Origin of the sequence: Dawidia soli, assembly GCF_018598185.1 — a bacterium.
Lineage (GTDB): Bacteria > Bacteroidota > Bacteroidia > Cytophagales > Cyclobacteriaceae > Ohtaekwangia > Ohtaekwangia soli.
On record NZ_JAHESC010000014.1, the window covers coordinates 107644 to 131506 of the forward strand.

The 23863-nt window shown below is 53.9% G+C and carries 21 protein-coding genes; 4 read left to right on the forward strand and 17 right to left on the reverse strand.

Annotated features, from left to right (window positions below; genetic code table 11):
* The first annotated feature begins 226 nt into the window (after positions 1–226).
* From KK078_RS11625 to frr, 3 genes are all read left to right on the forward strand, one after another.
* Positions 227–745, forward strand: a complete 519-nt coding sequence (locus KK078_RS11625) for a biotin/lipoyl-containing protein (RefSeq protein WP_254090444.1) — start codon at positions 227–229, stop codon at positions 743–745.
* A gap of 67 nt (positions 746–812) precedes the next feature.
* Complete coding sequence (gene pyrH / locus KK078_RS11630) at positions 813–1520, forward strand: UMP kinase (protein WP_254090445.1); 708 nt, start codon at positions 813–815, stop codon at positions 1518–1520.
* A 65-nt stretch (positions 1521–1585) separates the two neighbouring features.
* Positions 1586–2140: a ribosome recycling factor gene (frr, locus tag KK078_RS11635; protein ID WP_254090446.1), complete on the forward strand. Its 555-nt coding sequence runs from the start codon at positions 1586–1588 to the stop codon at positions 2138–2140.
* A gap of 138 nt (positions 2141–2278) precedes the next feature.
* Here the strand turns inward: frr and KK078_RS11640 are convergent, their stop codons facing one another.
* The 13 genes from KK078_RS11640 to KK078_RS11700 form a co-directional block, all read right to left on the reverse strand.
* On the reverse strand, positions 2279–2491 hold the full coding sequence (locus tag KK078_RS11640) for a hypothetical protein (protein WP_254090447.1): 213 nt from the start codon (positions 2489–2491) through the stop codon (positions 2279–2281).
* 2 nt (positions 2492–2493) lie between these two features.
* Positions 2494–3366, reverse strand: coding sequence for an SDH family Clp fold serine proteinase (locus KK078_RS11645; protein WP_254090448.1), 873 nt, complete (start codon positions 3364–3366; stop codon positions 2494–2496).
* 295 nt (positions 3367–3661) lie between these two features.
* Entirely contained in the window at positions 3662–4939 is a 1278-nt protein-coding gene (gene rodA / locus KK078_RS11650; protein ID WP_254090449.1) for a rod shape-determining protein RodA, read from the reverse strand.
* A gap of 25 nt (positions 4940–4964) precedes the next feature.
* The gene (mrdA, locus tag KK078_RS11655) at positions 4965–6785 is read right to left on the reverse strand and encodes a penicillin-binding protein 2 (protein WP_254090450.1); all 1821 of its coding nucleotides are present in this window, start codon (positions 6783–6785) and stop codon (positions 4965–4967) included.
* A gap of 39 nt (positions 6786–6824) precedes the next feature.
* The gene (locus KK078_RS11660; RefSeq protein ID WP_254090451.1) at positions 6825–7337 is read right to left on the reverse strand and encodes a Rod shape-determining protein MreD; all 513 of its coding nucleotides are present in this window, start codon (positions 7335–7337) and stop codon (positions 6825–6827) included.
* Complete coding sequence (gene mreC, locus KK078_RS11665) at positions 7334–8200, reverse strand: rod shape-determining protein MreC (protein WP_254090452.1); 867 nt, start codon at positions 8198–8200, stop codon at positions 7334–7336. Before mreC ends, KK078_RS11660 begins: the two co-directional genes overlap by 4 nt.
* Positions 8201–8256: 56 nt before the next feature.
* Positions 8257–9282: a rod shape-determining protein gene (locus KK078_RS11670; protein WP_254090453.1), complete on the reverse strand. Its 1026-nt coding sequence runs from the start codon at positions 9280–9282 to the stop codon at positions 8257–8259.
* 208 nt (positions 9283–9490) lie between these two features.
* Positions 9491–11017: a bifunctional phosphoribosylaminoimidazolecarboxamide formyltransferase/IMP cyclohydrolase gene (gene purH / locus KK078_RS11675; RefSeq protein ID WP_254090454.1), complete on the reverse strand. Its 1527-nt coding sequence runs from the start codon at positions 11015–11017 to the stop codon at positions 9491–9493.
* Positions 11018–11068: 51 nt separating this feature from the next.
* Positions 11069–11893 carry an amidohydrolase gene (locus KK078_RS11680; protein WP_254090455.1) on the reverse strand — a complete coding sequence of 275 codons (825 nt, stop codon included), beginning with the start codon at positions 11891–11893 and terminating at the stop codon, positions 11069–11071.
* A gap of 758 nt (positions 11894–12651) precedes the next feature.
* Positions 12652–13797 (reverse strand): methionine aminotransferase, encoded by a 1146-nt coding sequence (locus KK078_RS11685; RefSeq protein ID WP_254090456.1) that lies wholly within the window; start codon positions 13795–13797, stop codon positions 12652–12654.
* Positions 13798–13803: 6 nt separating this feature from the next.
* Positions 13804–14358: a peptide deformylase gene (gene def, locus KK078_RS11690; protein WP_254090457.1), complete on the reverse strand. Its 555-nt coding sequence runs from the start codon at positions 14356–14358 to the stop codon at positions 13804–13806.
* A gap of 9 nt (positions 14359–14367) precedes the next feature.
* A complete protein-coding gene (ruvX, locus tag KK078_RS11695; protein ID WP_254090458.1) occupies positions 14368–14778 on the reverse strand; it encodes a Holliday junction resolvase RuvX in 411 nt (136 codons plus the stop codon).
* A 32-nt stretch (positions 14779–14810) separates the two neighbouring features.
* On the reverse strand, positions 14811–15566 hold the full coding sequence (locus KK078_RS11700; RefSeq protein WP_254090459.1) for an iron-sulfur cluster repair di-iron protein: 756 nt from the start codon (positions 15564–15566) through the stop codon (positions 14811–14813).
* A 270-nt stretch (positions 15567–15836) separates the two neighbouring features.
* Between KK078_RS11700 and KK078_RS11705 the strand changes: the two genes are divergently transcribed.
* Positions 15837–17456 carry a S41 family peptidase gene (locus tag KK078_RS11705; protein WP_254090460.1) on the forward strand — a complete coding sequence of 540 codons (1620 nt, stop codon included), beginning with the start codon at positions 15837–15839 and terminating at the stop codon, positions 17454–17456.
* A 79-nt stretch (positions 17457–17535) separates the two neighbouring features.
* Here KK078_RS11705 and KK078_RS11710 read toward each other — a convergent pair whose 3' ends face one another.
* From KK078_RS11710 to dusB, 4 genes are all read right to left on the reverse strand, one after another.
* On the reverse strand, positions 17536–20661 hold the full coding sequence (locus tag KK078_RS11710) for a S8 family serine peptidase (protein ID WP_254090461.1): 3126 nt from the start codon (positions 20659–20661) through the stop codon (positions 17536–17538).
* 164 nt (positions 20662–20825) lie between these two features.
* The gene (gene hemE / locus KK078_RS11715) at positions 20826–21854 is read right to left on the reverse strand and encodes a uroporphyrinogen decarboxylase (RefSeq protein ID WP_254090462.1); all 1029 of its coding nucleotides are present in this window, start codon (positions 21852–21854) and stop codon (positions 20826–20828) included.
* 46 nt (positions 21855–21900) lie between these two features.
* Positions 21901–22782, reverse strand: a complete 882-nt coding sequence (locus tag KK078_RS11720; RefSeq protein ID WP_254090463.1) for a DMT family transporter — start codon at positions 22780–22782, stop codon at positions 21901–21903.
* Positions 22783–22867: 85 nt separating this feature from the next.
* Complete coding sequence (gene dusB, locus KK078_RS11725; protein WP_254090464.1) at positions 22868–23863, reverse strand: tRNA dihydrouridine synthase DusB; 996 nt, start codon at positions 23861–23863, stop codon at positions 22868–22870.

Sequence of the window (23863 nt, forward strand, 5' to 3'; positions counted from 1 at the left end):
CGCACAGGGGAATGCGCCTGCTTCCGTTTAACCTTGCCTTCCCTTCGGCCGCATTACCGGCATCAGGTTCATTGGGTATGATCTCAGCCCGTTATATTAAGGCACCCCTGCCCCGGATCTTTCACCGAAGCTGGGGCAAAGGTAATAGTGTCTAAATTGATTTTGCAAAAAAACTTTCCCCACGCGCGCGCAGCCCGTATCTTTCGGATAGGTAATCCGCCCTTTTATGTCCACAACCTTGTCCGCTTACAAAGCCATTATCAACAAACGGTCACTTGACATCACGGAAACGGAAGACGGTTACACCGTCAACGGGGCGGCCTTGCAGCCTGACATTTTGCCGATGGGCGACGGCTATTTTCACATCCTTCTGGAAAACAAAAGCTACCGTGCCGAGGTAGTGAAGGCCGATGCGACCGCCAAGTCGTTCACCTTTAAGATCAACAACAAGCCGTACACGGTAGAGGTGAAAGACAAGTTCGACCTGTTGCTGGAAAAGATGGGCATGAACAGCGCTTCGTCGGGCAAGATCAATTCGTTGCGTGCCCCCATGCCGGGACTGATCATCGACCTGAAGGTGAAACAGGGCGATGCGGTGAAATTGAACGACCCGCTGCTGATCCTCGAGGCCATGAAAATGGAGAACATCCTGAAATCGCCGGGCGAGGGCATTGTCAAAACGCTCAAAATCAAGAAAGGCGACAGTGTGGAGAAGAACCAGGTACTGATCGAATTCCAGGATTGATTTTCCAAATCCACCTCAAATGGAATATATTGCGGCCGTTTTGGCCAGGCAATCCTAAATCCTACGAATGAAGTACAAGCGTATCCTCCTCAAACTCAGTGGTGAAGCCCTGCAGGGGTCGTCGAAGAATACGAACGTCGACCCGACTGTTCTCGAACAATACTGCGGCGAAATCAAGGCGCTGAAAGACCAGGGAGTGGAAATTGCCATCGTGATCGGCGGTGGTAACATCTTCCGCGGTGGTCAGGCCGAAGCGCTCGGCATCGATCGCGTTCAGGGCGATTATATGGGTATGTTGGCAACGGTCATCAACGCCATGGCGCTGCAAAGCGCGCTGGAACGTCACGGCATGTTTACACGGCTGATGTCTGGCATCAAGATGGAGCAGGTATGCGAGCCGTTCATTCGCCGCCGGGCGATCCGTCACCTGGAAAAAGGCCGCATCGTGATCTTCGGCGCCGGCATCGGCAACCCGTACTTCACCACCGACTCGACGGCTGCGCTGCGCGCGGTAGAAGTTCAGGCCAACGTGGTGCTGAAAGGCACGCGCGTAGACGGTGTGTACACGGCAGACCCCGAGAAGTATCCGGACGCCGTGCGCTACAACACGCTCTCCTTCCAGGAAGCGTACGAAAAGAATCTCAACATCATGGACATGACGGCGTTCACGCTCTGCAAGGAGAACAACCTGCCGATCATTGTTTTTGATATGAATAAAAAGGGCAACCTGTTAACCGTCGTGAAAGGCGAAGAAGCGGGTACGCTGATCAGCTAAGCGCTGCGGGCGGTGTGTATTTCACGCCGACTCGTTATATTTATAGCCCAAGTCGAATAATTTGTATGGAAGAGATAGAACTATACCTGGAGGAAGCCCAGGAATCCATGACGAAAGCTTTGACGCACGTGGGTCATGAATTGACCAAGATCCGTGCGGGAAAAGCCAGCCCTTCTATGTTGGATGGCATCCAGGTTGCCTACTACGGCGCAACATCGCCACTCAACCAGGTGGCCTCGGTGACTACACCCGATGCCCGTACCATCTTTATCAAGCCCTGGGAACGCGGCATGATCGTGGAAATCGAACGTTCCATTATGAACGCCAACCTGGGCCTCAACCCGCAGAACGACGGCCAGCAGGTGATTATCAACGTGCCCATGCTGACGGAAGAGCGCAGAAAACAACTGGTAAAACAAGTGAGCCAGGAATGCGAGGCGGGCAAAGTGAGCCTTCGCAGCGTACGCAAAGAAACCAATGAAATGCTGAAGAAGATCAAAGGCGTGTCGGAAGACGACGTGAAGAATGCCGAGGAGAAAGTGCAGAAGATGACGGACGACTTCAGCAGCAAGATCGACGCCCTCATGAAAAAGAAAGAGGCGGAGATCATGACTGTTTAACGATGACCCATTAGCCCATCAATCAACCCATAACCCTAAAAGGCTGCCCACCGGCAGTCTTTTTTTACTTACGATGATAGATGATTACTAACCGGCAGTTTTTAATTCGCTGCACCATTGCTCGACCCCAACTCGTTGTTAGAGTCCCGAGGCTGTATTGAAATGCGCTCTACTCAAATGAGCATCTTCCACAGTCAACAGATTGTAACCGCGTTCTTTTGCAATGCCCGCTTGGACAAGATTCTTGAACTCTAAACTAGCTTTCTCGAACTCCTTGATCTTTGGGTCATTCTCAAACTTCTCAGTCGCCGTTGTGAGCGTGTTTATCAGTTTGTCTTCAATAGTCCCCATAGCTAAACGAATTTTCTAGTTTGTACAAAAATAGGAAATTTATTTTTCGATACATAATCAGCTAGAAGCTCATAATAAGACCTTATCAAAGGCCGGCTTTCTGCCTTGCTGTAGTCTTCAATTTGCAATTTGAGTTCCTTATCTAACGTTTCAATATTGATTGGTCGGCCATGCGACTTCCAACGATTGTTGTCGCTCAGCATATCTGCAATTTCCTTAGCTCGGTCAAGCTTCTGGACCTCCGTCACCGGCTGCCCTTGCAACTGAGGATTAGTGTGATGAACATTCCAATTCTTAAACTTGTACTTTACAAGCCACTTCTTTAAAAGATCTATCGTTAGTTCCTTTGCCTGTTCGTAGCCTCGCAATTCAGCTAAGTCAAAATCTTTTAAAATTAGGAACTCCGCCTGGCTCATTTGCCCATTTTTTGCCTTCTCGAGCAACTCGTTTACTTTATCAAGATATCCTAAGGCAGCAACAAATTTGCCCTCCTTATTTTGAACTTGAGGATCAATCGGCCCCAACACTGACAAGTAATCCATGTAAATATTATCACCACTCATGCAAAAAATCGTGCCCGCACTGAAAGCGTAATCAGGAACGAGGAAATTCACCTCTTTATAGTGATGTCTTATAATGTTGACATATCGTTCAACAGCAATGGCGCTTCCGCCACCTGTTGTCAAGATAATGAGCAGCTTTTCCTTTTTTGCTTTATCAGTAGCCAATTCTTCAATAATCTGAAGAATTGAATTTTCAATCCCGTCTTGAATTGGACCGTAGTAAACGAGGACATCACTATCAAAATGCTTTTCTATCTCAATTAGCCTTTTTGTTAGCAATTCTTGGATCGAAGTATCAACTGCTGGATTCATCAAAGTAATTTTTAATCACCGCTATTCGTTAAAAGCTAGACATTGCCACCATCAATATACAAACGTTTACGCGATTTTTCATATACCAATTTCTTATCAAAATTGACATATTTGATCTTTGAGGGAATAATTTACTCCATGTACGTGTCGGTGGACTTCGGAGTTACTATTATATAGTGAAATACAAAATACAATTTTAACTCACTGACCTTTAATACTTTATCAATATCTCCCTAGAAATTCCTTTTCAACGGAGGCGCACCAGAACTATAAAAAACTCTAAAATATAGAGAGATTACAATCGTTGCAGTACGTGCATCCGGTGCGCATCCAGCTTCAGCAAAATAAACAGCAACGCCGTGAAGGCCCACAGCGACGAACCGCCGTAGCTGAAGAACGGCAGGGGTATGCCGATCACCGGAAAGAGACCAATGGTCATGGCAATATTGGTCGCAAAGTGGAAGAAAAATATACACGCCACGGAGTAGCCATACACGCGCGCAAAGCGGTTCTTCTGTCGCTCGGCGAGGAATACAACCCGGAAGAGCAAGGCCATGAAGAGCCCCACCATGATCAGGCTGCCGAGCCAGCCGTACTCTTCACCAATGGTACAAAAGATGAAGTCGGTATATTGTTCGGGTACGAATTTGAGCTTGGTCTGTGTGCCTTTCAAAAAACCCTTGCCGATAACGCCGCCCGAACCGATCGCCACCTTGGACTGGTACACGTGGTAGCCTGCGCCTAATTGATCAAGGTCGGGATTGAGCAGCACCATCACGCGACGCTGATGGTGGGGCTCCAGCAGGTTGGAGAAAATAAACTCCACGCTTAGGATAGTCACTACAAGCACCGCCGCGCCGACGGTAATGACGATCAGTCGTTTTATTTTCTTGCGGCGGTTCATAAAGATTGTCATCGCCCACGCGGCGCCAATGGCTCCGAACAGGTACCAGTTGTTCTCTACCAGCAGTGTAAGGATAAAGATGACGGCTACCCCCAGGCCTACCAGCAGCAGGAACGGCGACATGCCTTCGCGGTACAGTACAAGCAGGAACACAAGGAACACCATGGCCGTACCGTAGTCTTTCTGCATCAGGATGAGGAGGATCGGGCCGCCGATCAGCGCAAAGACGGCTGCCTGGTTGCGGATGTTATCCATGCGAAAACCGATCGTGCCCATAAACTTCGCTACGGCAAGCGCAGTGGCGAACTTGGCAAACTCCGAGGGCTGTACGCCAAAGGAGCCGAAGCCCAGCCAGGACCGGTTGCCGCCCACTTCTTTACCGATGAAGGGCACCAGCAACAGCAGGAACATGATGAGGCCGTATATAATATAGGCGAAGGCTTCGTAGAAGCGCATGTCGATGATCAGGATCGCCAGGATCAGGAAGACGGAGGTGACGATGAACATCAACTGCCGGCCCGAGTTGATCGAGAAGTCGAAGATGGACTGATGCTCGTCGTAGGTAGCGGAATATATGTTCAGCCAGCCCCAGAACACCATGAAGCCATAGATCATCACCGTGACCCAGTCTATCTTATTGGTTATGATCTCTTCTCTTTCTCTTCTCACGGTATCGTTCCGTTATGCGATAGTGTTATTCGAATTTCCCTTTCAGCACATAGTCTTCGATATTGGGGCGCTGTGTTCCCCCCAGCAGGTATTTCTCGATCATGAGGCTGGCGATAGACGCGGCGGCGCGGCCACCCTGACCGGAATACTCTACATATACCGATACGGCGATCTTCGGATTCACGCGGGGCGCAAAAGCGATGAACACGGAGTGGTCGGACTTTGGTTCGTTCTGCACGGTACCGGTCTTGCCGCACACCACGATGTCTTTCAGCTTGGCGCGATATTGTGCCGTGCCCGACTCTACCACCTGGCGCATGGCATCGGCGGCGATGCGAAAATTGGCGGAGTCGATCGTGGTATAGTGCCGCTCGGTATACTGCGGCAGTGGTACGCCGCTGTTGCCGATCGACTTTATCAGGTGCGGGGTAATGTAATAGCCTTTGTTGGCAATGGTGGCGGCGAAATTGGCCATCTGCAACGGTACCACCAGGTTCTCACCTTCGCCGATGGCGATGGAGTAGATGTTCGAGAACTTCCACGGGCGGCCGGTATAGGCCCGGTCGTAGTATGCCGGGCTTGGTACCAGGCCGCGTTTCTCGTTGGGCAGGTCGATGCCCAGGCGTTTGCCGAAACCAAAGCTCATGATGTGTTTGTCCCACTCTTCCAGGCCGATGCGTGTGTCGTCAAACGGGTTGTTGGCTTTGCCCTTCTGCAACATGCGCCGCAGCACTTCGCGGAAGTAGGGGTTGCACGAGTTGGTGATCGCGCCGCGCAGGTCTTCGTTGGTATGCGCGCCGTGGCAGTTGATGATGGAACGGTCGCAGCGTATGCGTGTTTCCGGTGTAATTACTCCTTCCTGCAGCGCCACCATGGCTTGCGCCACTTTGAAGATAGAGCCCGGCCGATACTGGGCCATGAGCGGACGATTGAACAACGGCTTGAGACTGTCGTTGCTGATGAGCACGAAGTTCTCGCTATAATTCTTACCTGTAAGTAGGTTAGGGTCGTATGACGGTCCTGACACCATGGCCAGAATTTCTCCCGACGACGGCTCGATGGCAATGATACTACCGGCCTTTCCTTTCATGAGGAACTCGCCATACTCTTGCAGTGTCAGGTCGATCGTGGATGTAAGGTCCTGACCCGGCACAGAGAGTGTATCATACTTGCCTTCTTCATACGCGCCTTTGATTACGCCGTCCTTGTTGCGCATAAGGTATTTGACGCCACGTGTGCCGCGTAGGTACTGTTCATAATACGCTTCAATACCGCTCTTGCCAATGTAGTCTCCCTGGCGGTAGAAATGTTCCTTTTGATTGTCCAGCTGACGTTTGGAGATCTCGCTAACGTAGCCGATGGCGTTGGCGGCGGCGGTACTGGCATACGCGCGCGTGGTCCGCACCTGGATGAAGAAGCCCCGGAACTCGTCGATGTTATCCTGGATGCGCGCCAGATCATAGTTGGACAACTGGCGGATGAACGGGTAGGGCTGCAGCTCGTTGGCCTTGCGGTTTCTGATCTCGGTGTGAAAGCCTTTGAACAGGGCGCGCAGCTGGTCCTGGCTGATCTCAAACACCTGGCAGAAGCGGGCGCTGTCGAGATTCTTCACCTCGCGCAAAATGATCATGAGGTCAAACTCCGGGTTGTTGTACACGATGAGCTTGCCGTTGCGGTCTTTGATGATCCCGCGAATAGGGTATTGTACCTCTTTGCGGATAGCGTTTACGTCCGCGAGGTTTTTGTAGCTGTCTTCGATGATCTGGATAAAAAATAGCTTTACCAGGAACACAAAGCCTATCAGCACGAATACAAATTGTATGATTTCCTTCCTGCCTTCGTTCATGTCGTTTCTCCAAATTTTAGCAGTGCGTCACCAGACGTCTTAGCGCCTTCTGCCAGGAAACAAAAATTGCGCGATTAAAATTACCAGCGTGGTAAAAAATGTGCTCACGATGCTCTTCCACAACGTGAACCAGAACATTCCGAAACCACCTGCTTCCATATAGAACAGCATGAGGTGGTGAATGAACACCAGCGGCAACGCATATACGACAAACCATTGAAAGCCGCCCAGGGCCATGGACGGCGTGACGTTGCTGTCATAGCCGCCTTGCGGTGTGATGGAGCTTAGCCAATAGTTGCGTACGTACATTACAAACACACAAGCAAAGGCATGCAAGCCGATGCTTTCATAGAACATGTCGACAGCAAAGCCCATGACGAAGCCGATGCCCATCAGCGTAAGCGGATTGGTCTCTACCGGCAGCAGCAACAGGTATGCTACATACAAAAAGCAGAAGGCGGTGTGAAACAACACCACGTTCTGGAGGATCATTACCTGGTACAGCAGGTAAACAAAAAACGCTATGATTTGGGGAATGCCGATCCTGCTCATTTCGCCATTGCGTTTACGACCTGTTCCAGTGAGTCCTGCTCACTTTTATACACGCTCTTGACCACCGTGAGGAACGACAGCTTGCGGAAGTCTTGCGACAGTTTTACCCGCAGGTCGTACGTCAGGGCCTCGTTGCTGAGGTTTACTTCCGACACGGTGCCGATCATGATGCCCTCGGGGAAGACAGAGTTGAAGCCCGACGTCACCACGGTGTCGCCGACGAGCGGCTTTACGTGGCGCGGTATAAAGTTAAAGCGGATCACGCCGGGGTCACGGCCATCCCACTGTACGGAGCCGAAGTGCCCGGTGCGCTTCAATACAGACGATACCATCACGTCGATGTGCAGCAGCGAGGTCACTACACCGTAGTGTTCAGACACGAGCTTTACTTTGCCTACGGCACCGAGCGGGCTGATCACGGCCATGCCGGGTTCGATGCCGGCATCGCGGCCCTTGTTGATGGTGATAAAGTTCTTGGTCAGGTCTACGTGGTTGTTGACCACTTTGGCGCTGACAAAATCAAAGCGCTTGATGCGCGAGGAGTCAATTCTGCCCGTAGAGTCTGCTACCGGCGGGGCGGCGACGCTGTCGGCCAGATAGGTTTGCTGGTGGTAGGCCTCCAGTTGACGGCGCAGGGTGGCGTTTTCGGAAGAGAGTGTCGCGTTGACATTACTCAGCAGGAAGTAATCGCGCACGCTTTGCGAGAAGCCATTCACGGAAGCGACGAGCGTATTGGACGAATTAAAGAATTGTGTTCCCTGGTACTCGTTGTTTTTCACCACGAGCCAAAAACAGAATACTTCCAGCACTAAGAAGGTGAAGAAAGCCCGGTATTGATAGATGAAATAAAATAGCCTTTCCATTACCGTGTCAACAAATCACATGGCTTCGTTACTCCTGCTTCCTCCACTTGGTGTGACTAGGTCATCAACACGGCTCTGAACTGAGGAAGGTTTTTCAGTGCCTGGCCGGTACCGCGTACCACGGCGCGCAGCGGATCGTCGGCTACGTGGATGGGCAGTTTGGTTTTAAGCGCCAGGCGCTTGTCCAACCCGCGCAGCAGGGCGCCGCCGCCGGTCAGATAGATACCACGCTCATAAATATCGGCCGAAAGCTCGGGGGGAGAGGTCTCCAGGGCTTTGAGTACAGCTTCTTCCAGTTTAGAGACCGACTTGTCGAGGGCGAAGGCCACTTCGGAGTAAGAGATCTTGATGGTCTTGGGTATACCGGTCATCAGGTCGCGGCCGCGGATCTCGTAATCGTCCGGTCCGTCGTCGAGCTCCGTCAGGGCCGAGCCCACTTCGATCTTCACTTTCTCAGCCGAGCGCTCGCCGATCAGCAGGTTGTGCTGGCGGCGCATGTAGTCGAGGATGTCGCGGTTAAAGGTATCGCCGGCCACACGGATGGACTGGTCGCAGACGATGCCCGAGAGGGCGATCACGGCGATATCGGTTGTTCCACCACCGATGTCGACGATCATGTTGCCAATAGGCTGCTCGATGTCGATGCCGGTTCCGATCGCCGCGGCGATCGGTTCATAGATCATATATACTTCTTTGGCGCCGGCATGCTCTGCCGAGTCGCGCACGGCGCGTTTCTCTACTTCGGTAATGCCGGAGGGGATACAGATCACCATGCGGTATGACGGTGGGAACAGGCGCTTGCCGGTGTCGATCATTTTGATCAGCCCGCGGATCATCATTTCGGCCGCCTGGAAGTCGGCGATCACGCCCTCTTTCAGCGGACGGATGGTCTTGATGTGATCATGCGTCTTTTCATGCATCTGCATGGCCTCGCGGCCAATGGCCAACACCTTGCTGTTCACTTTGTCAAGTGCGATGATGGAGGGCTCATCCACGACGATCTTGTCTTTGTAAATAATAAGGGTGTTTGCTGTCCCCAGGTCTATTGCGATGTCGCTGGTGAAGAAGTCAAAAAATGCCATGTATGTCTTGTTCCCTAGTTTAAAACTAAAAAGTTCGGAAGTAACCGATGATGCGCCTGTAAAATTGCATTTAATTTACCAAATAAATATGTACCGGTTCAAAAATGTAAGTTTTTTGCGAGCCGGTACATATTTTATCGGTGAAGAGTTTGGGATGGACCTGGAAGGTAGTTTAAGCCTACCGGACTTACCCGGGTTCACAATGCTCTTAGTGCTTGAAGTGTCGCACGCCGGTAAAGACCATGGCCATACCGTGCTGGTCGCAGAAGTCGATCGAGTCCGTATCTTTTACGGAACCTCCCGGTTGGATCACGGCGTGGATACCCTGTTGGCTGGCAATTTCCACACAGTCCGGGAAGGGAAAGAATGCGTCCGATGCCATGACCGCGCCCTTCAGCGAGAAGCCAAAGGTGCCTGCTTTTTCAATGGCCTGCTTCAGCGCGTCGACGCGTGACGTCTGCCCGACGCCGCTTGCCAGCAGCTGTCCGTCGACTGCCAGTATAATGGTGTTGGACTTGGTATGTTTACAGATTTTGCTGGCGAACAGCAGGGCGTTGACCTCGGCCGCGGTAGGCGCTACTTTGGTAACGACCTTCAGGTCTTCTTTGCTGTCGGTCTTCAGGTCAAGGTCCTGCTCGATCACGCCGTTCAGGATCGTCTTGCTTTGCAGCGTTTCCCGCAGCTGTTGTTTCTGGCGTAGCAGCATACGGTTCTTCTTGCTGCGCAGCAGCGCCAGCGCGTCGTCGGTATAGGCGGGCGCGATCAGGATCTCAAAGAACAGTTTGTTGATTTCTTCGGCCGCGGCCAGGTCGATCATGGTGTTGGTGGCCAGCACGCCGCCAAAGGCCGATGTGGTGTCTGCCTGAAAGGCTTTGAGGTACGCTTCTTTTACGTTCGGCGCCGTGGCTACACCGCAGGCGTTGGTATGCTTGATGATGACAAAGGCCGTCTCGCCGGCAAACTCTTGTACCAGGTTTACCGCGGCGTCTACGTCTACCAGGTTATTATAGGAGAGCTCTTTGCCGTTGAGCTGTTCGAACAGGCCGTCGAGGTCGCCGTAGTAGGTACCCTTCTGATGAGGATTTTCCCCATAGCGCAATACGCGTCCTTGTGACAGGCTCTTTTTATACCGGGGCAATGCAAACTCGCCGTTGAAGTATTGGAAGATGGCCGTGTCGTAGTGTGAGGTCACGTCAAAGGCCATGGCGGCAAAGCGCTTGCGGTCTTGCAGGGCGGGGGCACCGTTGCTTTGCTGTAATACCTCCAGCACCTCGGTATACTGATCGCGTGAAGAGACGATGAGCACGTCCTGGAAGTTCTTGGCCGCAGCGCGGATGAGGGAGATTCCGCCGATGTCGATCTTCTCTATTATATCTTCTTCGGAGCCGCCTTTGGCTACCGTTTCTTCAAAGGGATATAGGTCTACGATGACCAGGTCGAGCGGGCCGATGTTAAATTCCTGTGCCTGTTTTTTGTCGCCGGCGTCTTCGCGGCGGAACAGGATACCGCCGAACACGGCCGGGTGCAGGGTCTTTACGCGCCCACCAAAGATGGACGGATAGCCCGTCAGCGTTTCTACCGGTGTTACGGCGTAGCCCAGTTTTTCGATGAACTCCTGGGTGCCCCCGGTGGAGACAAACTCTACTCCCTGCTTGCCCAGAAAGTGCACGATCGGCTCCAGGTTATCTTTATAAAAAACAGAAATTAACGCGCGGGTGATCTTCCGGTTGGCCATGGTGGTTACAGGGTGTTTAAAATGAGGTGCAAAAGTAGATGGAAATTCGGATTAGTCGAGGTCGGACTCTTCGTATTCTTCGAACTCGAGCGTAAAGTCGTCAGCGTCCATGTAGGAAGGGAACCGGTCGCGGAAGGCTTCCAGCGCATTGGCGCTTAACTCCACGGTGTGAATGGCTTCGGTGCCTTCATTGGTATAGACCACCCCGCCCTTGGGGCTGATCACCGAGGAGTGGCCGTTGTACTCCACGCCCTGGCCGTCAAGACCGATGCGGTTCACGCCCACGACATAGCTGACATTTTCAATGGCCCGCGCCCGCAGCAGGGTATCCCAGGCGTCGATGCGGGTGGTGGGCCAGTTGGCCACATAGATCGCCACGTCGTATGACAGCTTGCGCGTGGTGGTGTCGTAGCGGTTACGGCTCCAGACAGGGAAGCGCAGGTCATAGCAGATCAGCGGGCAGATGCGCCAGCCTTTCCACGTACCGATCAGTAAGCTTTCGCCGGCGGTGTAGGTTTTGTGCTCATTCTCCATCCGGAACAGGTGGCGCTTGTCGTAGGTCTTGAACTGACCGCCCGGCTCCATCCACAGCAAACGGTTGTAATAACGCTCATGCACGTTAACGATATAGCTCCCCAGGATCAGGGCGCCGGTCTGGTCGGCCATTTGGCGCATCCATTTAAAGGTGCGCATATTCATCATCTCGGCATGGCGATGGGCGGCCATGGAAAATCCGGTCGTAAACATTTCCGGCAACACAATGACGTCTGTCGCCCCGCTGATCCGCCAGATCTTCTCCTCGAACATAGAGAGGTTGGCACTGACGTCTTCCCAATGCGTATCTGACTGAATAAGCGTGATTTTGAGGTCCTGCATGCGTGTAATTTTTTCCGGACCACAAAGAAAACAAATTGAGGGGACAATGAACAGGGATTTTGCGGGAAGCATTCCGCAGGATACAGACGGGGCATCGGCGCTTCAAAACCCACGTTTCCGGAGGATTACCCGTATCATACCCGTATCACACCCCTATCATACCCGTATCAAAGCCCTGGTAAAGGCATACTAAAGGCGTGCTTAAGCCGTCCTTTCGTTGGCTGTCCCTACTTTTCGGGACTCCAATTCCGGAACCCCGGGGGCCGGCCACCGGCAGCTTTTGTATAGGATTGGGGTATGTCGGGGATAGCTTATGTATAGCTATGGTATGGCTTTGATACGGGTAATCTATATGGATGGCATGGGGTTGGGGCATTTGAAGGATGGGAATGAGGGGGCGTGACGCACCTGCGCTAACACTTGCGGGGGCATGGCTGTCGCCTGTGGGGCTCGAAAATAATTTACGCGGCGGCCGGTGGTCGGCAATGGGGGCCTTGCGCAACACTTGCGCTAGTTGCTGAGATGAGCAGCCCGCAGGGCCCCAAAAAGTGACGCCATAAGGGGATTACCCGTGTCAAAGCCGTACTAAACCCCTACGTAAGGCGTACCAAAGCCACCGTTACACCATATTCAATGGACCATGTCAACATAGTCACCGCATAGATGCAGCAGCGCTCTATAGGCTGCTGCAACTGTGCCGGAACTCTGCCGCAAGTCCGCCACAACTAACTGTGCGGGAACCCTGCCGTTGACCTGGCTTAGATCTTTCTCAGGATCTCACAGGCCTTCGCCAACGTCTCTTCTTTCTTGGCAAAACAGAAGCGGAGCAAGTGGTTGTCGGTGCGGTCCTGGTAGAAAACGGATACGGGGATGGCGGCGACCTTAAATTTTTTGGTTAGCTCCTCGGCCATGGCCGTGTCCGCCTGCCGGGAGATATTCTTATAGGAGAGCAATTGGAAGTACGAGCCCTTGCAGGCTACGGGCTCGAACGATGAGCCGCGCAGGTGCTCTAAGAAAAAGTCGCGTTTTTGCTGGTAGAAGGCGGCGAGCGACAAATAACGGTCGGGCACCTGCATGTATTCCGCCAGCGCCAGCTGCACGGGGGTGTTCACGCTGAAGACGATAAACTGGTGTGCTTTGCGCACTTCCTGCATCAGGGCGGCGGGCGCTACTATGTAGCCAACTTTCCAGCCGGTGGCGTGAAAGGTTTTGCCAAACGAGAATACTGCCAGGCTTCGTGCGGCCAGCATCGGGTAACGCAGCACGCTGTGGTGCTGCTGGCCGTCAAAGATCAGGCGCTCGTAGACCTCATCGCTCAGGACAAGCAGGTTGTGTTGTTCGGCCAGGACCTCGAGGGTGCGGAGATCGGATTCGCCCAGGGTTACGCCGCACGGGTTGTGGGGCGTGTTGATCATGATCATGCGTGTGCGCGGGGTGATGCGCGCACGGACCATGTCCCAGTCGATGGCAAACGTGGGGTATTGCAACGGCAGGTGCACGGGCACGCCGCCGTTCAGGCGGATGGCGGGATCGTAGGAGTCGTAGGCGGGGTCAAACAAGATGACCTCGTCGCCGGGGCCGACAAAGGCGGCGATGGCGGCAAAGATCGCTTCCGTCGCGCCGGGGGTGACGGTAATCTCGGTCTCGGCGTCAACGGTGTGGCCGTAGGTTTCGCGGATCACCCGCGCGATGATCTGTCGCAACGCGGGGGCTCCGGGCATGGGGGCGTATTGGTTGTGCCCTTCCAGCATATAACGGTGCACCAGGTGCACGATGGTCTCGTCGATAGCAAAGTCCGGGAAGCCCTGCGACAGGTTGATGGCCCCGTGTTCGAGCGCCATCTTCGACATCACGGAAAATATGGATGTCCCTACATCGGGCAGCCTGGACGGGATCGTGCTCATGCGTCGTTACTTCTTCAACGGGGCGGCAATACGATACTCCGTGTCTACCTTGCCTTTGGAAATATCGGTCAGCTTACCTTTCAGCAATCGCTTTTTAAGGGCGGGCAGGTAGTCTACAAACATTTTCCCTTCTATGTGGTCGTACTCGTGCTGGATGATGCGCGCCTGCATGCCGTCGTACTCTTCCTCTTTCTGATTCCACTGCTCGTCGAAGTAGCGAATGCGCAGCCTGGCTTTGCGGGCTACTTTCTCGCGTATGTTGGGGATGCTCAAACAGCCTTCTTCATAATCCCACGGCTCGCCCCACTCTTCCAGCATCTGGGGATTGATAAACGCCTTTTTAAAGTCGGCCATGCCCGGTTCGTCTTCCAGTACGGTGCCGTCTACCACGAACAGGCGAATGCTTTTGCCGATCTGCGGGGCCGCGAGGCCGATGCCGCTGGCGGCATGCATGGTCTCATACATGTCTTCTATGAGCTGCTTCAGGTCTGTACCGGGTGCGATATCGCCCGCCTTCTGGCGCAGCACAGCATCGCCATACATCACAATGGGATAAATCATGGCGCGAATTTAAAGAGATTCCAGGAAAGACTGAAGAATGATAGTCGCGCTGATCTTGTCAACATTACCCTTTACCTGCCGGTCTTTCTTTTTCATGCCGCCGTCGATCATGGCCCGCAGTGCCAGGCTGCTGGTGAAGCGTTCGTCTACGGGGTGCACGGGTTTGTCGGGGAAGGTCTTGTTCAGCTCCTCCACGAATGCCCGCACGAACGGGGCCGTTTCGGAATCTTCGTTCTTGAGGGTCTTGGGCATGCCGATGACAAACGCGTCTACCGGCTCGCGTTTGAGATAGGCCTGCAGGTAGGCCATGAGCCCTTCCGTGGGCACGGTCTCCAGGGCGGTGGCAATGATGCGCAGGGGGTCGGTCACGGCCAGCCCCGTTCTTTTTTTTCCGTAGTCAATCGCCAGAATCCGTCCCATGAATAACAACCGCCAGCCGGCAGTCAGCCCTGTCAGTTATATTTGATTTTGTCAAAGAAGAGTTTCTTCACCCGGCCTTCGATGGCCATGGCTTTGGGAAAGAGTATATCGTTTTCGATGCGGGCGTGGGTGATCAGGCTTTTCTCAAAGTCGCGCAGCTCGTTATACATCACTTTGATGTGAAGCGGCGTGTCCTTGGTCACCGCGTAGTCGCGGGTGATCTTGCGGATGCCTTCCATCTCGTCGTCGTGGGCGTCGTGCTCCATGGCAAACTTCTGCACCGAGTTTTTCTCCAGCAGGTAGTATAGCTTGGGGGCCACGTGTGTACCCTTCGAGGCGCGTTCCAGCGTCAGGATATAATGAAAGAGTGTATCCTCTTCTTCGTATATGTGTTCAATGAAGTCTTCTACGAACAGGGGAAAGACAAACTTCAGGTCGCGCTCTACCGCCAGGTAATCTTCGTGGTGGGCCTTGAAGCTTTCCACCAGCCGGGCAATGTAGGGCAGCTTGTGCTTGACAAACAGGAAGTGTGAATGCTTGAGGTATTCGATGATGAGGTCGATGGGGTATGACACCAGCGGCAGGTCCGCCTCGCGCAGGTGTGTGGGCGATTCCAGCTCGCGGATCACCTGCTCCACCCGCAGGCCTTGTTTCTGGCATACCTGCGCCAGCGTGAGCTCCGAATATTCGTAGAAACGAATGCCGAAATAAAAAAGCACATACGCATGCACATAGTTCTGGTCAACTAAGTCTGAAATGCGGGTATCTTTTAGCGCTGCCTTGCTCATGATCCTAGTAAATATAAGCGAAAAATTCCCCATAGTTAACCAATTCCCGGCCAAGAAAAGCTGAGAAAAGTCAGAACCCGCCGGGGTTTACGTTCCATGTGCAAAAGCCTTGCCGGTCCCGCCAAAAGGCTCGCCAACCCTGTTAAACCTCCGCAAATTCCTACCTCCACCGGGGTTAATTGGATCGGGAACGTCTGAACGACATCGTGCGTTATCCTGCCAACATTTATTTTCGTCTTTCGTTACAGATTTTACTTTATTATTGCTGTCATGAGTGAGAACCGGAATTCAAAAAACCACATCAGTCTGCCGCTCGTGCTCTGTCTGGGCCTGGCCGCGGGGATTTTTGTGGGCACCAGCTTTAGCACCAAGAAGAGCTCGGGTGAGGTAGGCGACGATGTGCAGAAGCTGCGCGAAGTGTTGACGCAGATCAACGAAGAATATGTAGACACCATCAATACCAGCAACCTGGTGGACGACGCCATCCAGCAAATGCTGCACAAGCTCGACCCCCACTCGTCGTATATACCGGCCAAGGACCGCATCGCCGCAAACGAAGACCTCCGCGGCAACTTCGACGGCATCGGCGTGGAATTCAATATTTTCCGCGATACGATCGTGGTCGTGTCGCCCCTGAGCGGTGGCCCCTCGGAAGCGCTGGGCATCCAGTCGGGCGACAAGATCATCCGCGTGGACAATAAGAACCTGGCCGGTGTGGGTGTAACCTCCGCCGATGTCATGAAGGCCCTCAAAGGCCCCCGCGGCACCGAGGTGGTGGTCACGATCCTGCGCCGCGACAAGGAGATCGACTACAAGATCATCCGCGACAAGATCCCCCAGTATTCGGTGGACGTTTCCTATATGGTAGACCACGAGATCGGCTATATAAAAGTGAACCGCTTTGCGGCCACGACCTACGAAGAGTTCCACACCGCCATGGCGAAGCTGCGCGAAAAGGGCATGAAAAAGCTCGTGCTCGACCTGCAGGGCAACCCGGGCGGGTATATGAACATCGCCATCGATATGGCGGATGACTTCCTGTCGTCGGGCAAGAAGATCGTGTTCACAAAAGGCAAAGACAAAAAGAACAACTCAGAAGCGCTCTCTACGGCCCGCGGCGACTTTGAAAGCGGTGACCTGATCGTGCTGGTGAACGAAGGCAGCGCGTCGGCCTCTGAAATCCTTTCCGGCGCCCTGCAAGACAACGACCGGGCCCTGATCGTGGGTCGCCGCAGCTTTGGCAAGGGACTGGTACAGTCTCCGTACGACCTGAGCGACGGTTCGGAGCTGCGCCTGACGGTAAGCCGCTATTATACGCCCAGCGGCCGCTCTATCCAGAAGCCGTACCAGGACGAAGACGAGTATGCGCTCGACATCGTGAGCCGCTATAACCACGGCGAGTTCTTTCACGCCGACAGCATCAAGTTCAACGACTCCTTGAAGTATGTCACGCAAAACGGCCGTACCGTGTATGGCGGTGGCGGTATCATGCCCGACTATTTCGTGCCCCTCGATACGTCCCTCAACAGTCATTACCTGAACGAGCTGTATACCTCCACCTCTATTCAGGAGTATACTTTTGGCTATGCCGAAGACCACCGCGCGGCCCTGGAGAAAAAAGGCTTTGAAAGCTTCTTAAAGAACTTTATTGTGACCGACGCCATGATCAACCAGCTGGTAAAAGTAGGCGAGCGCAACAAAGTCAAGCCCGATCACAAAGAGCTGCGGACCAAGAAAAAGCTCTTCCAGGTTCACATCAAATCGCAGATCGCACGTAAGCTGTGGGGCAACGATGGTTTCTATCCCGTATTCAATGAAACCAACGAGATCTTCCTGCAGTCGATCAAGCTGTTTGATCACATTCCCGAACTGAACCGCTCCAAGATGTAACGCCTGACAGATAGCGATAACAAAAGGAGGGTGCGCACTTCGCCGTGGGCACCCTCCTTTTTTTGTTGTCGGCATCTCTCTACCGGATGACAACCCGACGCACGATCACGTCTTGATCCAGCTGCATCTTGACGAGGTATACTCCGGCCGGGTAGCCGACGGTGCTGATGGTATGGCTGAATTGGTCGTACACGCTTCCAAGGGACATGTGTGTCATTTCGGCGCCCTGGGCGTTAAACACGGTTAGCGACAACTCACGCGCCTCGATGTCGCGAATCGTCACGGTAAGTTTGTCGTTGACCACGGGCACGGGGAAGACGACGACGCGACTGTCCAGGGTTCCTTCCGATGAGGTTGTTCCCGTCACCCGGATCTGCGCGGGTACACGCAGGCTTTCATGGCCGCCGCTGGCGTTGGAAACGTATACAACGGTATCATTTTGTACAGACGTCATGGTGAACTCCGGTCCCGTTGCCAGGGGCACGCCTCCATATTGATCCTGATACCAGTTGTAGTCATTGCCGCCGGTTGCAATCAGTGTTGCGTCACAGCCGGTACAAACCTCCGTCGGCAATACCAACGGCAGGGGTATTTTTAATACCTGGTTATAGAGCTCATCGGCGTGCTGCGCCGACGCTAACAACTGGGTGAGATTGGAGGCACCGTGCAGGGCAAAGGCCACGGTCACGCTTTCTCCCGGTGCCAGTGTATAAGGACCGGCCGACACGACGTGGCTTACATCGGTACCGGCTCCCGCGGCGCCGGCCACAGTGCGGTCAGTGGAGATTGCGGTAAATTTCTCGGTATCGGTAAAGCCGTCGTATAGCCCAAACGGATTACCCGCCAGCGTGGGGTCGTTGTCGATCGCGTAATAGGTCGGGGTGCCGTTCAAGATCTGTATGCCGGCATGTGGCAGTGCAGAAGAGGCTTTGGGGTATACGTAGCCCACACGGGTGTCGGCGTCCCACCCCGCAGCATCCTGACCACCCCCTTGACTTACATCCCAGTCGGCAAACAAGCCAATGTAAAAATCCGTCAGCGGCGTTGCCTGCGCGTTGGCAAGGGTATATTCCACCACGACAAACTTTGTGTAGGGAACGCCACGCCATACGTGGGTACGGTAATTCACCCGGACACGTTGCTCGCTCGCTACGTCGGTGTTGGAGAAACTGCCGTTGATCTCGGCATCAGCGTCTTCGCCAGGCACCGTCTTACGGATCTGGCTGGTGGACACAAAGTCCTGGTCATACTGATTGCCGCCTACTCCGCGGACACTATTGAGAATGTCACCCGCGGAACTGCCGAGGATCAATCCCATTTCAAAGAGCATAGACTGACCGTTATAGGAAAAGCCTATACCTCCCGTTGAATTGCGCGTGTCGGCAAACCCAATACGTCCCGCGGTGGCAATGGAGGTCCTGATCTCATTTTCTTCCATCGTGCGGTAGGGCAGGTTGGGCACAAAGGAAATATACTGGTAGTCCTGGTAGTCGCCGTCGGAAAATGTTACCAGCAAGTCGATGGCCTGACCCTCGGCCAGGTTGGAGTTCAGCGTCAGCTCAAAGGGTGTAGCGGTATTGCGCACGGTCGTGCTGCCTCCGATCACACCGGGGGAGATCTTACCGCGTGTAATGTTTACGCTGGGGTCTGCTGTCGAGATGGAGACCTCCAGGGCTGATGTGGTGTTTTCCAGATAGTTCCTGATGTCGAAATACAGCCTCGCATTGTCGCCGGGTTCGGCCACGTTACCTTCCGGGTCAAGCAGCTCGTATTTCAACACACGCAGGGAAGGTGACGTCCGGGTTAGTGCGGCGTAAACGTCGAGCAGACCGAGGCCCATTTTGTTTTGATAGGCGTTATTCCCTGCGACCGCGTACAATGATCTGTCGGCCGTTACGCGCAACTGTTCCCCCAGCTGTTCGCCGTTATACTCGGGGAACATGCTGGCCACAAGGGCTGCGGCACCACTGGTGATGGGCGCGGAAAAAGAACTGCCGTTGATCGTGGTATAAACACCACCAAAGTCTGTCGTGCGTATGTTAATGCCCGGGGCTGAGATGTCCACGGCCTTGCTGTAGGTATAGGCCAGGGCGTTGGTCTGATTCGTAGCAGCAATGGAAAGAACGTGGTCGTACGAGGCGGGGTATATAAATTGTTCTACCTTCTGATTACCCGCCGCAGCCACGACGAGGCAACCAAGATCTTCGGTCACGTAGGTAATGATATCCTGGTAAACCTGGCTGCGAAAAGTCGAGCCCCAGGAGCAGTTGATGATCCGTGCTCCAAGCCTTGCCGCATACAGCACGCCCAGAAAGGTATCGGTGTCGTACGACTCCTCGCCGGTACCCTGGTTGTCGGCATAGTGTTTTGTAAAAAGCAACTTTGCATTAAAGCCTACTCCTGCTATGCCTACACCGTTATTTGTCGCCGCTGCCGCCACGCCTCCTACTTGCGTGCCATGGCTAAACCCTTTGCCTGCTTTTGGCACCGTCGGGTCGTTGTCACCCACAAAGCTCGGGTCACGTTCGCTTACACGCACGGGACCTGAGAAATCCCAGCCACGGTAGTCGTCTATATAACCGTTGTGATCGTCGTCCAGTCCGTTGTTGGGAACCTCTGCCGCGTTTATGTATAGCTTCGATTCCAGATCGGGGTGGTCTGAGTCCACGCCGGAGTCGATAATGGCAATGACTATATCTTCGTTGCTTTGGGTAATGCCCCAGGCGTCGTATGCGTGAATATTATCGAGGTAGTATTGATTGGCAGGGATCGCATCATTCGGCGTAAACGGCGGCACCTCCACGGCCTGCATCTTCTGCCGGTATGCCGGTTCGGCTACTTCTATATATCCTGTGGCATAGAGCTCATTGATAAATTCGTCTACCGGCCGGTTGGGATCGAAGGTGATCTCAAAATATTGTTGAATGTCAACGGTGGGCATAAAGGCTTGTGCCCGGGCGCGTTTGTTGTTAACCCTGGCAGCAGGCGGAACCAGGGGCTGAACAATGCCACCCAGGCTGCTACGGCCGGCGGGGTTTTGAAAAACGGCGTTGAATTCGGGGCGTACTTTTACCAGGACCTTGCCGGGTATATAGTCGTCGGCGCGGATGCCGGCGGGCCAGGAAAATTGCTGCACGGGTTTTACCTGTGCCTGGGCCAGGAAAGCGAACGTACAGGAAAGCAAGCAAATACTGAGAATCCGCATATAATAAGGCGCTAACCGACAATTCCAACACTAGTGACCTCACGCTGGAAATAGTACCCTACAACCGCCCCCGCTCTCCCCGGGCTGTGGCTATCCCCTTTTCAAAGATAGAAATATTCCGGTTGTGAACAGAAACGGAACGCCGTTGCGTTCCTGCTTGGGAATTAGTGCGAAAAACGATATTCCTGGACGGTGTCGATAAAACACCGCACATTGTCGACGGCCGTGTCGGGATACAGGCCGTGCCCCAGGTTGGCGATGTGTTTATGCGGGCCAAACGCCTCCAGCATTTTGATGGTCTCGCGTTTTACGTCCTGCGTGGAGCCATACAGCGCGCAGGGGTCAAGATTGCCTTGGAGCACTTTGTCGGGCACCAGCGCCCGTGTTTCGGCTACGCCCATATTCCAATCCAGGCCCACGACGTTGCAGTTCAGGTTATTCATTTGCGCACGCGCAAAAAATGCGCCCTTGGCGAAAACAGTCTTCGGCACATCGGTGATGGCATCGCAGATGCGGGCGATGTACGGCAGTGAAAATTCTTCGTATTGTGCCGGGCTGAGGATGCCCGCCCAGGAATCGAAGAGCTGGATCAGGTCGGCTCCAGCCTTTACCTGTGCCTGCAGGTATTTAATGGTGGTGTCGGTGATCATGTCCAGCAGCTTGTGGGCAAAGATCGGGTCGGCATACAGCACTTTTTTGGCGGCGCTAAAGGTTTTGCTGCCGCGGCCTTCGATCATGTAGGAAAAGATGGTCCAGGGGGCACCGGCAAAACCGATGAGCGGCACGCGGCCGTTCAATGTGCGTTTGGTCAGCGCAATAGCGTCTAACACATATTGCAGCTCGCCGGCTTCGGCTACGTGTACCGAGGCCAGGTCGGCGGGCGAGGTGATCTTGTTGGGAAATACCGGCCCTTTGTTTTCTTCCATTTCGTACGACAGGCCCATGGCTTCGGGCACTACCAGGATGTCGGAGAAAATAATGGCTGCGTCGACGTTCAGGATGTCTACCGGTTGGATGGTGACCTCGGTGGCGAGCTCAGGTGATTTCACCAGGGCTTTGAAATCCTTTACGGAAGCCCGCACCTGGCGGTATTCCGGCAGGATGCGTCCGGCCTGGCGCATAAGCCACACCGGTGTGCGTTCGGTTTTCAAGCCTTGGGCTGCACGCAGCAGGAGATCGTTCTGAAGTGACATGTCGGCGGAGTAATTACCGCCGCAAAAGTAGAAGTATTTTTGGTTTTTACTTACGGTTGGCCAGGTATACGCCCGCGATGATGGTGATCATGCCAGCCAGGTGCCCCCACGAAAGCTGCTCGTGATCGAGCAGTCCCCACAGCACCGCCACCAACGGTATGGCATACGTTACCGAGCTGGCAAACAGCGGTGTGCTTACCTTTACGAGCTTGTTAAATAAAAACATGGCCACGGCGGTGCTCATCAAGCCCAGCAGCACCACAAACCCACACGCCTGCCAGGCGCCCGGTTGGGTCGTGAGCTTGGGCAGGAATTCTGTAAAGCCCAGCAGGTATAGGATGGCCACGGGGCCTACCAGCAACAGCGCTACGCTGGTGATCGTCAGCGCGCTCAGGTCGGGTATTTTGAATTTGATGAGGTTGAGATTCGAACCGTAGCAGAAACAGGCGAGCACGATCAACAGGGCATACAGGTTCACGCCGCCGATCGTCCCTCCCGCACGCGACATGCTGAGCAGCACGGCGCCGGCAAAGCCCAGCACAATACCGGCAATGGCCATGGCCCGAAAGCGTTGGTGAAAAAGTATGGCGCCGATGATCATGGTAAAGATGGGCGTCAACGTATTGAGCACGCCGGCCACCGAGCTTTCCATATGTGTTTGTGCGGTGGCGAAAAGAAAGGAGGGTATAAAAACGCCGAGCATGCCCGAGGCAAAGAGCTTACCGTAGTGACTACCGCTTTTTAGTTCTTTCAGGCGCGTAAGCGCCAGCGGCATCAGGAATAACGAGGCGGCTACAACGCGCAGCGCCCCCACTTCGTCGGGCGAGAAAACTTTCAGGCCTTGTTTGATCAGAATAAAGGACGTACCCCAGATGAGCGTCAGTATAATGAAGATCACCAGGGCCGCGCGGCGGTTAGCATCGGGCATAATAGAAGGTAGAAAGTAAGAATACGGTTTTGCTTTGGGAAAGGTTCGCTAAGTGTGGTGGAAATAAAACCTGTTTCTTGCTTTGTTATACCGCTACCCCAACCGATGCATAGGTATCAGCGACCTCGTCGAGAATGGCCAGGACGTCGGCCTCGGTAGGCGCTTCCACTAACCGCATCCGAAATGGTTTGAAATCGGGTACGCCTTTAAAATAGTTGGTATAGTGGCGACGCATTTCAAATACGCCCAGGCGATCGCCCTTCCAGCGAATGGAAAACTCGAAGTGTTTTTTAGTGGCTTGCACGCGCTCGGCCATGGTGGGCGGCGGGGCTACCTGGCCGGTGCGCAGGTATTCTTTGATCTCGCGGAAGATCCATGGGTAGCCGATGGCGGCCCGGCCGATCATAACGCCGTCTACGCCGTAACGGTTTTTATACTCCAGCGCCTTTTGGGGCGTGTCTATGTCTCCGTTGCCGAAGATGGGAATTTGAATGCGCGGATTTTCTTTGACCTGGCCGATCAGCGTCCAGTCGGCTTCGCCTTTGTACATCTGCACGCGTGTGCGGCCGTGGATGCTCAGGGCCTGGATGCCAATATCTTGTAAACGCTCGGCTACTTCCAGGATATTTTTGGTCGACTCGTCCCAGCCCAGGCGGGTTTTGACCGTTACCGGCAGCGAGGTGCTTTTGACGATCTCGGCGGTCATTTTGACCATCTTGGGTATGTCTTGTAACAGGGCGGCACCGGCACCACGGCAGGCAACGGCTTTTACGGGGCAGCCGTAGTTGATGTCGATCAGGTCGGGGCGTGCGGCCGCGGCAATCTCGGCGGATTGCACCATGTTGCCGATATCGCCGCCGAACAGCTGGATGCCGATGGGGCGCTCGTATTCGAAAATATCCAGCTTTTGCCGGCTTTTGGCGGCATCGCGTATCAGGCCCTCCGACGAAATAAATTCCGTGTACATGAGGTCCGCCCCATTCTCCTTACACACCGCCCGGAACGGCGGATCGCTCACATCCTCCATGGGTGCAAGCAACAAAGGAAACTCTCCCAGCTCTATTTGACCGATTTTCGCCAT